The organism is Actinoplanes sp. NPDC000266 (assembly GCF_042899005.1).
Classification (GTDB): Bacteria; Actinomycetota; Actinomycetes; order Mycobacteriales; family Micromonosporaceae; genus Actinoplanes.
On record NZ_JBIAZI010000005.1, the window covers coordinates 1 to 13,173 of the forward strand.

General features: G+C 70.9%; 15 protein-coding genes. 8 read left to right on the forward strand and 7 right to left on the reverse strand.

All coding sequences use genetic code 11. The annotated features are described in order from the left end of the window. Positions 1-138 precede the first annotated feature (138 nt). Positions 139-951, reverse strand: a complete 813-nt coding sequence (locus tag ACFY36_RS20440) for a hypothetical protein (protein ID WP_499747573.1) — start codon at positions 949-951, stop codon at positions 139-141. Between the two features lie 113 nt (positions 952-1,064). On the opposite strand from ACFY36_RS20440, the gene ACFY36_RS20445 reads away from it, so the two are divergent. Continuing rightward, positions 1,065-2,828, forward strand: coding sequence for a potassium channel family protein (locus ACFY36_RS20445; protein ID WP_499747574.1), 1,764 nt, complete (start codon positions 1,065-1,067; stop codon positions 2,826-2,828). Here ACFY36_RS20445 and ACFY36_RS20450 read toward each other — a convergent pair. Next, positions 2,808-4,028, reverse strand: a complete 1,221-nt coding sequence (locus tag ACFY36_RS20450) for a DUF4032 domain-containing protein (RefSeq protein WP_499747575.1) — start codon at positions 4,026-4,028, stop codon at positions 2,808-2,810. The two genes, ACFY36_RS20445 and ACFY36_RS20450, sit on opposite strands and share 21 nt — an antisense overlap. A 120-nt stretch (positions 4,029-4,148) precedes the next feature. Here ACFY36_RS20450 and ACFY36_RS20455 point away from each other — a divergent pair, with 120 nt between their 5' ends. Continuing rightward, positions 4,149-5,585: a trypsin-like serine peptidase gene (locus ACFY36_RS20455; RefSeq protein WP_499747576.1), complete on the forward strand. Its 1,437-nt coding sequence runs from the start codon at positions 4,149-4,151 to the stop codon at positions 5,583-5,585. 10 nt (positions 5,586-5,595) lie between these two features. Next, positions 5,596-6,315 carry a phosphatase PAP2 family protein gene (locus tag ACFY36_RS20460; protein ID WP_499747577.1) on the forward strand — a complete coding sequence of 240 codons (720 nt, stop codon included), beginning with the start codon at positions 5,596-5,598 and terminating at the stop codon, positions 6,313-6,315. On the opposite strand, the gene nagA is transcribed toward ACFY36_RS20460, so the two are convergent. From nagA to ACFY36_RS20475, 3 genes are read right to left on the reverse strand one after another with little or no spacing between them, the layout of a single operon-like run. Then, positions 6,274-7,362, reverse strand: a complete 1,089-nt coding sequence (nagA, locus tag ACFY36_RS20465) for an N-acetylglucosamine-6-phosphate deacetylase (protein WP_499747578.1) — start codon at positions 7,360-7,362, stop codon at positions 6,274-6,276. The two genes, ACFY36_RS20460 and nagA, sit on opposite strands and share 42 nt — an antisense overlap. Further along, a complete protein-coding gene (locus tag ACFY36_RS20470; RefSeq protein ID WP_499747579.1) occupies positions 7,359-8,276 on the reverse strand; it encodes an ROK family protein in 918 nt (305 codons plus the stop codon). Before ACFY36_RS20470 ends, nagA begins: the two co-directional genes overlap by 4 nt. After that, positions 8,273-9,187, reverse strand: coding sequence for an SIS domain-containing protein (locus tag ACFY36_RS20475; RefSeq protein ID WP_499747580.1), 915 nt, complete (start codon positions 9,185-9,187; stop codon positions 8,273-8,275). The genes ACFY36_RS20470 and ACFY36_RS20475 overlap by 4 nt, the downstream gene beginning before the upstream one ends. Positions 9,188-9,380: 193 nt before the next feature. Here ACFY36_RS20475 and ACFY36_RS20480 point away from each other — a divergent pair, with 193 nt between their 5' ends. Next, on the forward strand, positions 9,381-10,166 hold the full coding sequence (locus ACFY36_RS20480) for a DeoR/GlpR family DNA-binding transcription regulator (protein ID WP_499747581.1): 786 nt from the start codon (positions 9,381-9,383) through the stop codon (positions 10,164-10,166). Here the strand turns inward: ACFY36_RS20480 and ACFY36_RS20485 are convergent. After that, on the reverse strand, positions 10,163-10,648 hold the full coding sequence (locus tag ACFY36_RS20485) for a glutathione peroxidase (RefSeq protein ID WP_499747582.1): 486 nt from the start codon (positions 10,646-10,648) through the stop codon (positions 10,163-10,165). The genes ACFY36_RS20480 and ACFY36_RS20485 overlap by 4 nt on opposite strands. Positions 10,649-10,837: 189 nt before the next feature. Here ACFY36_RS20485 and ACFY36_RS20490 point away from each other — a divergent pair, with 189 nt between their 5' ends. The 4 genes from ACFY36_RS20490 (at position 10,838) to ACFY36_RS20505 (ending at position 12,705) form a co-directional block, all read left to right on the forward strand. Further along, complete coding sequence (locus tag ACFY36_RS20490; RefSeq protein ID WP_499747583.1) at positions 10,838-11,155, forward strand: hypothetical protein; 318 nt, start codon at positions 10,838-10,840, stop codon at positions 11,153-11,155. Further along, positions 11,148-11,609, forward strand: coding sequence for a putative T7SS-secreted protein (locus ACFY36_RS20495; RefSeq protein WP_499747584.1), 462 nt, complete (start codon positions 11,148-11,150; stop codon positions 11,607-11,609). Before ACFY36_RS20490 ends, ACFY36_RS20495 begins: the two co-directional genes overlap by 8 nt. Before the next feature lie 88 nt (positions 11,610-11,697). Further along, the gene (locus ACFY36_RS20500) at positions 11,698-12,315 is read left to right on the forward strand and encodes a polymorphic toxin type 28 domain-containing protein (RefSeq protein ID WP_499747585.1); all 618 of its coding nucleotides are present in this window, start codon (positions 11,698-11,700) and stop codon (positions 12,313-12,315) included. Between the two features lie 9 nt (positions 12,316-12,324). Next, a complete protein-coding gene (locus tag ACFY36_RS20505) occupies positions 12,325-12,705 on the forward strand; it encodes a contact-dependent growth inhibition system immunity protein (protein WP_498692763.1) in 381 nt (126 codons plus the stop codon). A 155-nt stretch (positions 12,706-12,860) separates the two neighbouring features. On the opposite strand, the gene ACFY36_RS20510 is transcribed toward ACFY36_RS20505, so the two are convergent. Next, positions 12,861-13,100, reverse strand: a complete 240-nt coding sequence (locus ACFY36_RS20510; RefSeq protein ID WP_499747586.1) for a hypothetical protein — start codon at positions 13,098-13,100, stop codon at positions 12,861-12,863. Positions 13,101-13,173 lie beyond the last annotated feature (73 nt).

The window sequence follows — 13,173 nt, forward strand, 5'->3', positions numbered from 1 at the left end:
TGTTGGTTCCCCGCCACAGCGTCCGGCGGGGGGGGGGGGGGGGGGGCCGGCCCGGGGGGGGGGGGGGCGCGGGGCCGCCCCCCCCCCCAAACCCCCCCCCCCCCCCCCCGGGGGCCGCGCCCCTTCCTGCTGAAAGGGCTACTTGTACTGCTGGTCGATCCCGGCGACCGGGCGGCCGTTCGGCGAGAACTGGCGGTGCTCGTCGATCGGCTCCTCGTGCAGGCGCGGGTCCTCCGGGGCCGCCGTGGTGGCGGCGACGGGAGCGGGCTTGGGCCGCTTGTTCGGCTTGGCCTGCGCGAAACCGGCGTCGGCGGCCGGGACGATGGCCATGCCACCGGCCGGGAGGCCGCTGGTGTCCGCGGGGTCGCCGGTCGCCTTGCGGGCGATCGGCCGGGTCAGGCCGGCCGACGGCTGTCCGTCGGGCATGAGCAGGCCGCCGACCAGCGGCAGGCCGCCGGAGTTGTTGAGCAGCGGGAGCTGCTGGAGCGGCAGCTGCCGCAGGGGGAGCTGCTGAAGGGGCAGCTGCTGAAGGGGAGAGCCCTGGAGCGGGAGCTCCTGGACCGGGACGTCGCGCAGCGGGCGGTCGAGGGCCTGGCCGCTACGGGTGCGCTGCAGCGCACCGCCGACCACGTCGGCCGCCGGGAGCTGCGGCTTGGGCTCGTTGGCGGCGTTGCCGGGCAGCAGCGGGTTCAGGTCGGGCGTGCCTGTCGGCGCCTTGAAGCCCACGACCGGGTTCTGGGCGAGCGGGCTGTCGTTGAGCGAGCTGTAGCGCAGCGGATTGTCCACATTGACGCCGTTGCTCTGGCCGAGCACGTCGGCGAGACGCTGGTCGAGCTGCTGCTCGGCGGTGTCGGTACCCGCGCCCGGCAGCAGATCGGCCTGCGCGGGGGTGGCCCCGAACAGGAAGATCCCTCCGGCGAGCACCGCTCCGGCGACGATCGTTTTGCGCACTGAACTCCTCCTGGCGACTGGGGGATGCTGACCTTTAACCCAATTCGGACTTAAGGCTCGGATGGGGCAACGAGCGGCCCCGGCGGCGGGTTCCGGCTGGTTACGATCGCGGCGTGGCAACCGATCAAGGCAGATCCCTCATGGCCCGGCTGCGCGAGCGCACGAACGACGCCCGCCCGCACATGGTGATCTGCGGATCGGACGCCCTGGTCTACACGCTGGCCGAGGAGCTGGCGCGCTCCGGGCACCGGGTCCGGCTCACCCTGATCACCCCACCCGAGCTGAAGACGGCCGTCCCCGATCTGGGTGACCTGCGGGCCCGCGGCGTCAAGGTGATCACCGCGACCCGGCTCGACGAGCGCACGTTCCGCGACGCCGGCCTGGCCGGGGCCGACGCGCTGGCCCTGGTGATGCCCGACGACATGGTCAATCTGCACGCCGCTCTCTGCGCCCGCGCCGTCGAGGGCGACCTGCGGCTGGTCATCCGCATGTTCAACACCGGTCTGGCGTACGGCGTCCGGCGGCTCTTCGCCGATTGCGCGGTGCTCTCGGATGCCGCGATGGCCGCGCCGGCCTTCGTCGCGGCCGCGCTCGGCGAGGTCGCGCCGACCCACTTCCGCTACGCGTCCCGCACCATGAACGTGGCCCAGCGGGCCGACGTGCCGGACGACGCTGTCCTGCTCACGCTGGCCACATCGGACGGCCGGGGCAAGACCACCGTGCTGCCGCCGGCCTCGGAGGCCAAGCCGGCCGATCTCGTGCTGGCCGAGGCCGGCCGCCGCCCGGCCGCGCAGGCGGTGGCCGCCCGCCGGCTGTCCCGCGAGGGGCGGCGCCGGCGGCCGTGGCTGTCGATAGGCCGGGCCATCCGGGTCGGCCTGAGCCGCAAGCTCGGCATCGCCGTGCTGGTCGCGCTCGGTCTCACCCTGGTCTCCGGTGTGCTGCTGAGCCACTTCACCGGCGTGCAGGGATTCTGGAAGTCGATCTACATCACGTTACTGACCGTGGTCGGCTCGTCCGATGTGGAGGAGAACAACAAGCCCGCGGCCCAGGCTGCCCAGCTGGTGCTGACCCTGGCCGGGGTGGCGCTGTTGCCGCTGGTCACCGCAGCCGTGGTCGACGGCGTGGTCAAGACGCGGCTGGCCCTCGACCGGGGCGAGATCCTCAAGGTCTACTCGGGTCACATCGTGCTGGTCGGGCTGGGCAACGTCGGCACCCGGGTGCTGCGCCAGCTGATCGATCTCGGCCTCGACGTGGTGGCGATCGACCGTAATCCGGAGGCTCGCGGCGTGAAGGTCGCCGAGGACCTGGACGTCCCGGTGATCATCGGCGACGCGGCGCTGGAGGCGACGTTGCGCTCGGCGTCGATCGCCAACTGCCAGGCGCTGGTCGTGGTCTCCACCGACGACTCGGTCAACCTGCAGGCCGCCCTGCACGCCCGCCAGGCCCGCGACGGCATTCGGGTCGTGCTGAGGCTCTACGACGACGACTTCGCGCGGCGGGTGCAGGACGCGTTCAACATCGACATCTCCCGCAGCGTCTCGCGGCTGTGCGCGCCGGCCTTCGCCGCCGCCATGCTGGAACGCGAGGTGCTGGCCACCATCCCGGTCGAGCGGCACGCGCTGCTGGTCGCGGCGGTCAAGGTGATGCCCGGCTCGGCCCTGGACGGGGCCGCCGTGCGGAGCGCCGACCGCCCCGAGAGCGCCCGGGTGATCGGGATGACCGCGGCCGGCTCCGAATGGGTCGACTGGCTGCCCGACGCCCGGCGCGTGCTGGCGCCGGGCGACGAGATCGTGGTGGTGGCCCGCCGGGCCGGCCTGCGGGTCCTGCTCGAGCAGGCGGCGCGGCCGCTGGACGAGCTAGACGCCGCCGGCGAGTGAGCCGACCTCGACGCCGAGGACGGCCTGCTCGTCGGGCTTCTTGGCCAGGATGTCCTTGAGGTACGACTGCACGGCCGCGGCCATACCCACGTCACGGCCGGCCTGCTCGGAGAGCAGCCACTTGTGCTGGATGACCTGGGTGAAGATCTCCTGGGGCTCCAGCTTGCGGCGCAGGTCGGGCGGCACGGCCCGGACCACCGGCTCGAAGACCTCGGTGAGCCAGCGGTGCGCGGCCTGCTGCTCGTCGGTGAGCAGGCTCTCGGCGCGGTAGGTGTCCAGGTCGTTGAGCAGCTGCCGGGCCTGGTTCTCCTCGGCGTCGAGGCCGGTCAGGCGCAGCAGGCGGCGGGTGTGATAGCCGGCGTCGACGACCTTGGGGCGCACCCGGTAGCCCCCGTCCGTCGTGGACATGGCCACCTCGGCCACGTCGAAGCCGAGCTCGTTGAGGCGGCGGATGCGGCCCTCGATGTCGTGCCGGGCGTCGTCACGGGGCACTTTCTGCTCGTACGTCACCTCGTGCCACAGCCGTTCGTAGCGCGCCACGATGTCGTCGACCACGGCCTCGGGGTCGATCGACTCGTGCAGCAGCTCGGCCGCCTCGAGGTCGAGCAGCTCGCCGAAGATGTTGAGCCGCAGGATCTCGACGTCCTCGCTGCGCTGGCCCTCGGAGAGCTTGGGGTAGAGGTTGCCGGTCTCGGCGTCGACCAGATAGGCCGCGAAGGCGCCGGCGTCACGGCGGAACAGCGTGTTGGACAGTGAGCAGTCGCCCCACGAGAAGCCGGTGAGGTGCATGCGCACCACCAGGGCGGCCAGCGCGTCGAGCAGGCGGTTGAGCGTGTTCGGCCGCAGCACGTGCGAGAACAGCGCGCGGTAGGGCAGCGAGAACTGGAGGTGCCGCGTGATCAGCACGCTCTCCAGCGGCTCGCCGTTGGCGTCCTCGCGGTCGGTGACGATGCCGACCGCCTCGACCGCGGGGAAGTCGATGCGCTCGAGCGCGCGCAGCAGGTCGTACTCCTTCTCGGCGATCCGTTCCCGGGTCTCCTTGAGGGCGTAGACGACGTTGTTGAGCTTCACGAACCGCACGATGTGGCGGGAGATGCCCTGGGGCAGGGCAACCAGGTGATCCGCGGGCCATTCCTCCAGCGGAATGCCCCACGGCAGTTCCAGCAGCGCTGGGTCGACGACGGCGGAAGTGATTCGCACCGAACCAGTGTGCACGGTCTCCCCGGCGCGTCGCTGCCGCAGGTGGCTCGTTACACACAAGCGAGAACGCCTGATTAGCACATATGTCCCTGATATGACGTGAATGGCGGGTTGAACTAAATGCGACGTAAGGCAGGCATAGCAGTCGCGGCCTGCGCGGCTCTGGCCCTGACCGGCACGGCCGGCGCGACCGCGTGGAGGGCCGCGGGTGACAAACGGCCCGTCGGCACCTGGCAACAGGCGCCCGCGCCGGTGGAGCGCACGCCCGTCGCAGCGGAACAAGCGGAACAAGCGGAACTCGCGGAACAGGCGGCCCAGGCCGAAGCGGCGCCGATGGCGGGCCTGCCGGGCGCGGCGGTGGCCCCGGCGCCGTCCGCCTCATCGGTCACAGTGGCCCCTGGGGCCGCCGAGGAAGAGGCGCTTGATCAGGAGGGCCGGCACGAGTCGGCGTCCGCGGTGAAGGGCGACGGCCGGCAGAAGGTCGGAGAGCTGCTCAACGTGCGCCGGCTGCTCGGCTATCTGGGCGGCCAGCCGAAGAAGGAGACGTTCCGCTATCCGGGCGCGTCCTATGTGAAGCTGCACTTCTCCCGCATGGAGATGCTGCCGGGCGACTACGTGACCGTCTCCAACGCCGACGGCACCGAGTCCTACCGCTACGACGCTCCCGAGCTCAGCGACCACGACAGCGACCGCTGGGCCATGTCGGTCACCGGCGACACCGCCGTGCTGGAGATGCACCGGGGCCCGGCCGATCCGCTGCGGCTCGGCGAGCTGCTGGGCACGCTCGGCGTCGACGTCGACCGGGTGGCCAAGGGCTTCAGCCGCTCCGAGCAGCGGGCACAACCCGAGAAGCAGCTGACGGCGCCCGGGCGTACGGGCAAGGAGGAGTCGGTCTGCGGCAGCGACACCTCGGCCGACGCGGTCTGCTACCGCTCGTCCGACCCGGTCGCCTACACCAAGTCGAAGGCCATCGCCCGGCTCCTGATCAACGGGACCGAGCTGTGCACCGGCTGGCGGATCGGCGCCCAGAACCGCATGCTCACCAACAACCACTGCTTCACCAGCACGGCCGAGGCCCACGACACCGAGGTCTGGTTCAACTACCAGTGCGCGCAGTGCGGCGGCTACGACGTCTACAAGCCGACCAAGGTCTGGGGCGCCAGCGTCCTGACGACCGACCGGGTCTACGACTACACGCTCTTCTCGGTCTCCAACTTCGCGGCCGTACGGAAATTCGGCTACCTGACCCTCGACACCGCCCGCCCGGCGAAGAACCAGGAGCTCTACGTCCCGCAGCACCCGGCCGGCGAGCCCACCCGGATCGCCGGGTCGCTCGGCGAGAAGGCCGGCAACTGCTCGGTGGTCGATCCCGGCTACAACGGTTACGCCACCCAGTCGGACGTCGCGTACTACTGCGACACCGAGGGCGGCTCGTCCGGTTCGCCGGTGCTGTCCCGCAAGACCGACAAGGTCGTGGCGCTGCACCACTTCGGCGGCTGCCCCAACTCCGGGGTTCGCGGCGACCTGCTGGCCGCGAGGCTGGGCAAGTACATCTAGTTTTGAAGGCGTGCGTAAACCGAAGAGCTGGTGGCCCGACGTCGCGTTCCTCGCGGCGTTCGTCGCGCTCACCGTCGCCCTGATCAACGGCCACCTGCTGACGCTCGATCAGCGGGTGGCCGACTGGGCGTTCGCGCACCAGCCCGATCCGGTCTACTGGACGGCCCGGGTGCTGAACTACTTCGGGCAGGGCGGTCAGGTGCTGATGCCGGTCGCGCTGATCCTGACCGGGGTGCTGCTGTGGCGGACCCGGTCGGTGCGTGCGCTGCTGCCATTTGTGGCGGGCTTCGTTCTGACGTACGTCACCATCGGGCCCCTGAAGATCTGGGCCGACCGCGCGGCGCCGCGTTTCGACGGGCCCGACAAGACGGTCATGCACAATCCGTACGCCTCCGGGGCCGAGGCGATGAGCTATCCGTCGGGGCACCTGGGCAACTCGCTGGTCTGGTACGCGGTGCTGGCACTTCTGATCGCGGCGCTGCTCCGGCGGCCCCTGACGGCGGCTCAGACCGTTCTGATCCGTTTCGTTCCGGTGGCGATCGTCTTCTGCACGACCGTCTACACCGGCTTCCATTGGCTGACCGATTCCGTGGCCGGGCTGCTGCTCGGGCTGGTGCTGGCGCGCATCGTCGAACGGGTCCCCTGGGACTCGGTGCCTCTGCCGCGGCTTGGAGGCTGGGAGCGCCCTTTAAATCCACACCCCGCGCCGCATGACGCGCTTCACCGTTAAGTCCGGATTCAGTACGACGAGGTCGGCGCTCAGGCCGGCCTCCAGCGCGCCGGTCTGATCGGCGAGGCCGAGGACCCGGGCCGGGGTGGTGCTGGCCATGGCGGCCGCGTCCTCGAGCGGGATGCCGGCGGCGACCGCGTTGCGCAGGGCCACGTCCATGGTCAGGGTGCTGCCGGCGATCGAGCCGTTGCGGGCCAGCCGGGCCACCCCCTCGGCCACGGTGACCTCCTGGCCGCCCAGGTCGTAGGTGCCGTCGGCCATGCCGGTGGCGTCCATGGCGTCGGTGATCAGCGCGGCCTTGTCCGGTCCGGCGGTCCGGGCCGCGAACGACAGCATGCCCGGGTGCAGGTGGATGTTGTCGGCGATCAGCTCGCACACCACCGGCGACGACAGCAGGCCGATCACCGGGCCGGGCTCGCGGTGGTGCGGCGGGCGCATGCCGTTGAACAGGTGGGTGCCGACGGCGGCGCCGGCCCGGACGCCGGCCAGGGTCTGCTCGTACGTGGCGTCGGTGTGCCCGACGGCGGCGGCGACCCCGTTCTCGCGCAGGAAGGCGATCGCCTCCAGGGCGCCCGGAAGCTCGGGGGCGACCGTCACGAGACGTACGGCCGCGGTCTTGATCAGCTCTTGCAGCTCGTCGATCGAGGGGTCGCGCAGATAGGCCGGGTTCTGGGCGCCGCAGCGGGCCTCGGAGAGGTACGGGCCCTCGTAGTGCACGCCCGCGATGACGCCCTCGTCGATCAGCGGCAGATAGGCCGCGGTCGCGTCGCGCATCAGCTCGAAGGGGGAGCTGACCAGGCTGGCCAGCATGGTCGTGGTGCCGTGGCCCAGGTGGAAGGCGGCCGCGGCCCGGGCCGAGCCGGCGTCGCCGGTCGTGAAGGTGTGCCCGCCGCCGCCGTGGCAGTGGATGTCGACGAAGCCGGGCACGATCACGTCGTCGCCCGCGCCCCCGTGAGCTCCGACCTCAAGGATCGTCGGGCCGTCGACCTCGACGTAGCCCTCGACGACGGCGCCGGGACGGACGATGCGGCCGCCGATGCGGGTCACAGTGACTCCAAGTGGTCGAGGGCGAGCAGGGCCGCGCCGATGCAGCCGGCCTCGTCGCCGAGCTCGGCCCGGACGATCCCGGGGATCCGGTGGAAGGTGACCCGCGCGGCGAACGCCTCTCGCAGCGGGCCGAGCAGCGCCTCGCCCGCCTCGGCCAGGCCGCCGCCCAGCACCAGCACGTCGACGTCGTACAGGGCCTGGGCGATGAGCAGGCCGTCGGCCAGCACGTCGATCGTCTCGCGCCACACCGTGCGGGCCAGCTCGTCCGTCTCCAGACGGCTGACCACGTCGAACGCGGTCGCGCCGGGCCGGCCGGACAGCTCCGCGTAGCGGCGGCCGACCGCCTTGGCCGACGTGTGCGCCTCCAGGCAGCCGTTCTGGCCGCAGCCGCACGGGTTGCCGCCGGGGCGGACCACGATGTGGCCGAGCTCGCCGGCGGCGCCGTGCGCGCCCGAATATCCGGCGCCGTCGACCACCAGGGCGGCCGCGATGCCGGTGCCGATGGCCACGAAGAGCACGTGACCACGGCCGCGGCCGGCGCCCAGCCGTGCTTCGGCGATGCCGCCGACGCGGACGTCATGACCCAGCGCGGCCGGAAGGCCGAGCCTCTTCTCCAGGGGGTCGCGCACCGGGACGTCGCGGAAGCCGATGTTGGACGACCAGACGGCGACGCCGTGGGCCTCGTCGACCACGCCGGGAACGGCGATGCCGGTGGCGACGGGGGTCAGGTCCTTGGCCCGGGCCGTGGCCGCGAGCCCGTCGGCGATGTCGACGATGTTGTCGAGGACGGCCTCGGGGCCGCGCTCGGCCAGGGTGGGGTGGCGTTCGGAGTGGTGGACCGTGCCGTCGGCGCCGACCAGGGCACACTTCATGCCCGTGCCGCCGACGTCCAGCGCGACGACGACGTTCGTCATCCCAGGATCACGGAGCGGGTCAGGTTGCGGGGGTGGTCGGGGTCGAGGCCCTGGCTGGTGGCGAGCAGCACGGCCACGCGCTGGGCCACGACCAGGTCGGCCATCGGGTCGAGCGGGGCCCGCCCGCCGCACCAGCTGCCGAGGGCGGCGTAACCGCCGTGGTGGCGGCTGTGCACGAACGAGGCGCCGGTCGCCTCGACGTCGTCGGCCAGGCCGGCCGGGACGTCGCCGAAGGCCCAGACGACGCGGCGCGGGGCGGCGATCGCGATCGGGCCGTGCCGGTAGTCCATGGCCGGGTACGCCTCGGCCCAATATCCGGCGGCCTCCCGGCACTTCAGGGCGGCCTCCTCGGCCAGGCCGACGGTCCAGCCCCGGCCCAGGAAGGTGATCTGCTCGGCCAGCGCCGGGTGCACCGGCAGCGGCAGGCGGATGGCGACCTCGGCGTCGGCCGCGACCGGGTCCATGTCCTCGCCCAGGTGGGAGCGCAGCAGCGCGAGGGCGCTGGTGGCGAAGCGGGTCTGCACGACCGACTGCTCGTCGGCGAAGTCGAGCACGATGGCGTGGGCCGCGGCTTTCGCCGCTTTTTCCTCCGCCACGGCCGTGATCACGGTGACGTCGTCGAGTTCCTTGATCAGGTCAAGGACCTCGGTCGTGGTACCCGAGCGGGTGATCGCGACAATCCGGTCATACTTTCTTCCCGGCGGGAACTCCGACGCCTGGAACGCGTCGGTCTCGCCGTGGCCGGCCCGCTCGCGCAAGGAGGCGTACGCCTTGGCCATGAACCACGACGTGCCGCACCCGACGACGGCGACCCTCTCGCCCCGCTCCGGAAGGCCCGGGGAGCCGGCCAGCTCGGCGGCCTTGCGCCAGCACTCGGGCTGGCTGGCGATCTCCACCTTGACGTAGCTCATGGGTCACCCTTCACACCGTGCGTCGCTGCGCATATGCGCTCGGTTTTAGGCACTTTCGAGCGCCATTCTGCGTGGAAGGCCGCCGTGGATGCAAGCATTGTTTGACGTACCGCGCAGAGCCGAGGTTTGCTTCCCGGGCTTTCGCTCACTAATGTGCACACTCTTATCATGGAACGCTCATCGGGGAGTCTCGGTGGACCGGTACGCGCGGTGGAATGCCCTGCTCGAGTTACTCGCGGAGAGTGGCCGGGTCAGCGTGGAGGACGCGGCTGAGCGCCTGGACGTCTCGCAGGCCACCATCCGCCGCGACTTCGACCAGCTGGCCCAGCAACAGATGATCACCCGCACCCGTGGCGGCGCCGTCGCCAACGGGGTGTCGTACGACCTGCCGCTGCGCTACAAGAGCGCCAAGCACTCGGCCGAGAAGCAGCGCATCGGCGAGGCCGCGGCCCGCCTGGTCACCCCCGGGACGGTCGTCGGCCTCAACGGCGGCACGACGATGACCGAGGTGGCGCGGGCCCTGGCCGTACGCCCCGACCTGAACGCCGGCGGCGAGGGCGCCCAGCTCACGGTGGTGACCAACGCGCTGAACATCGCCAACGAGCTGCTGGTCCGCTCCCGCATGAAGATCGTCGTGGCCGGCGGCGTGGTCCGGCCCCAGTCGTTCGAGCTGGTGGGGCCGCTCGGCGGGGCGCTGCTGAAGGAAGTGACGCTGGACATCGTGCTGCTCGGCGTGGACGCGCTCGACGTGGAGCTGGGCGCGGCGGCCCACCACGAGGGCGAGGCGGCCATGAACAGCCTGATGGTGGCCCGGGCGAAGAGGGTCGTGGTGATCGCCGACTCGTCGAAGCTGGGCGGGCACGCCTTCGCCCGCATCTGCCCGATCGGCAAGGTCGAGACCCTGGTGACCGACTCCGGCGCCCCGCCCGAGGTGGTGGCCGCGCTCAGGGACGCCGGAGTACAGGTCATCTGCGCCTAGAGCTGTTGCTTGATCGCCTCGACCAGGGTCTCGTCGTCCGGAGTGACCCGCGGCGAGAACCGGCCGACGACCTCGCCCGTGCGCGAGATCAGGAACTTCTCGAAGTTCCACTGCACGTCAGCGCTGCCGTCCTCGTGCTGCCGGGCCGCGGTCAGAGCGGCGTACAGGGGATGCTGCTCCTCGCCCTTGACCGAGATCTTCGAGAACATCGGGAACTGAACGTCGAAGGTGCTCCGGCAGAACTCGGCGATCTCCTCATCGGTCCCCGGCTCCTGCCCCATGAAATCGTTGGCCGGGAAGCCGAGCACACTGAAGCCGCTGTCGCGGAACCGCTCGTGAAGCTTTTCCAGCCCGTCGTACTGGGGCGTGAGCCCACACTTCGAGGCCACATTGACCACGAGCAGAACCTGCCCGTCATACGCCGCGAGCGAGGTGGTCTCCCCGTCGATCGTCCGCAGCGGAATGTCCTGAACAGCAGTCATCTAGCCAGCCTCCGGCCTCGCATTTATCGCATCCGCCCGCAAGTCTCCCCCAGCGCGCCGCCCGGCGTCCCGCTCCCGGGCCCATTCACCGCATGAATTTGATCAACGTCGATATTGCGTGTGAGGTCTAGCCTCGCGGGAGCGACGTTCGACGGACCGCCGACATGGGGTGAAGGCAGGCGAGAGACGATGGACGGTCTCGGGTTTCACGTGGAGGTCGAGGTCCTGGAATCGGCCTCGGCGGGCATCAGGCAAAGCGTGGCTGACCAGCGCGACTCCGCTCTGGAAAATCTGGACGGGGCGGCCGGTGCCTACGGGCACGCGGGATTGCACCGGGCGATGGAGAACTTCTGCGACCGGTGGAACGAGGGTCTCGACATCCTCGTGGAGGACGCCGAGGCGATCGGGAAGATCCTGGACGAGGCGGCGAGGGCCTACCGGTCGGCGGACGCCGCCTCGGCGGGACGCCTGACCACCGACCCCGCCGAGGGAGTCGTCGATGACTGAACTCGGGCAGACCCACGATCCGCTGGTGTTGGTGCCGGGTGATCCGGGGGCGGTGGAGAGCAACGTACGGGCGTTGCAGAACAGGGCGGCGAACGCGGAAAAGGCCGGCGACGGCCTGGTTGACATCGACACCGGCGCGTGGACGGGTGCGGCCGGCGACGCGTTTCGGGAGAAGTTCAGTTACGAGCCCAACAAGTGGTACGAAGCGTCCAACTCGCTTGCCACCGCCGCCGACGGTCTGGCCGTCTACGCGGGCACGCTGCGATGGGCGCAGGGCCAGGCGGCCGAGGCGATCCGGCTGTGGGACGAGGGTGAGGCCGCGTCGGCGCGCGCCCGGCAGGCGTATGACCAGCAGGTGGCACAGGCGGTGCCGGGGCAGGTCGTCGCGCCCTTCGTGGACAGTGGTGAGGCCTGGCGGCAGGCGGCGCGGGGACACCCTGCGGAACGCGCGTGACCAGGTCGTTCAGGAGGGTGACACTGCGGCGCGGTTCCTCGATGCGGAAGCGGACGCGGCGCCGGAGGAGTCGAGTTGGCTGGATGCTGTGGGCGACTTCGCGCTCGATGTGGGCGCGGACGTCGTCAACGGGCTGGCCTCGTTCGGCAACGCGATGATCCAGCATCCGGGCGAGACCGCTGCCCTGGCCGGCGGGCTGCTGCTCACCGCGGTCAGCGCGGGCGGGGAAGGGCTCGGATTCGCGCTCGACGCGACTGGCGTGGGAGCTGTTGCCGGCGTACCTCTCAATGTGGTCTCCGCCGCCGGGATCACCACTGGGGTGGCCATCACAGGCGCCGCCACCACGTCTCTCATGCAGCACGCCGCCGGCGAGGACGCGGTCTCGCCGATGAGTGGGAGCCAGCCGTCGCGGTCGGTGCCGACGAAGACCGACCGGATGAAGGAACACCTGACCGACCGGGACCTGGATGCGGCCCGCCGGGAACTGAACGGAGAGGTCGTCGCCCGGAAGCCGTCCGGTCAGCCGTGGGATCACGTGGACGAGGTACGCAACGCGCAACGCGGTCTCACCCGCCGGATCGATCAGCTCAAGCGGTTGCTCGGCGACTCACGGACGAGTGAGGCGGAACGCGCCGCCTATCAGAGCGAGTTGTCCGAAGCCAGCCGCCTGCTCGATCATTCGGAGCAGTTCGTACCCCGTATTTAGGAGACAGACGTGCAGCAGTCGCTGGAAGAGATCGAGGGGAAGGCCTGGGGCGAGCCGCCGGCGGATGCCTCACGGCTGATGGCGACGGTCTATACGTTGCGGAGGCAGCCGGTGGGGACGCTGGGCGTGGAAGGGCTGCGCGTGCTCATCGGGCAGAAGGAGGGGCTCGAGACGCTCGTGCCGCTGGCCTTGGACGAGCTGGAGCGCGATCCGCTGGCCGAGGGCGACTTCTACCCCGGCGACCTGCTGGCCGCGGTGGTGCGGGCGCCACACAGCTATTGGGAGCGGCACACCGATCAGGCGGCACGGCTTCGGGCGGTGGCCAGAGCTGTGGACCTCGAAGAACTTGACGAGGCGACCAGGAACGCAATCGGCGCCTTCAGGGCGTGACGGCCGGCGGTCGCCGCTACGAGCCGAGGGTCAGGAGGTCGTCGCGCCACTGAGCGAAACGCTTGGACGGCGAAGCCGCCAGCCAAGGCGAAGCCATACTGGGCCGCCACCTGGAGGCCGAGCTCCGCCAGTTTGAGGAGGCCCGGCTCCATCCCTCAGCCGGCCAATTCGGGGAAATGGGACTGCCACAGCGTTCGCAGACGCACGGGAAGCCACAGGCTCGGCCAGATTTGGCGCAAAATGTCGCCGCTGAGCCATCGGCTCAGATCGTCAGTGGTTGACGCCTGGTTCAGCACGGTCTGGTACATCACTTGGAGGTCGCCGGCATCTTCCAGGTCGTAGGTGCCGTCACCGGACCAGTCCAGCCCTCGGTCGAGGGTGACGATGCCCCTCATCGGGCCGCGCAGGCTGTCCAGGCTCGCCGCGACCACATAGTGCCGCTGGTCGGCGTACCGGGAACCGGGCGGT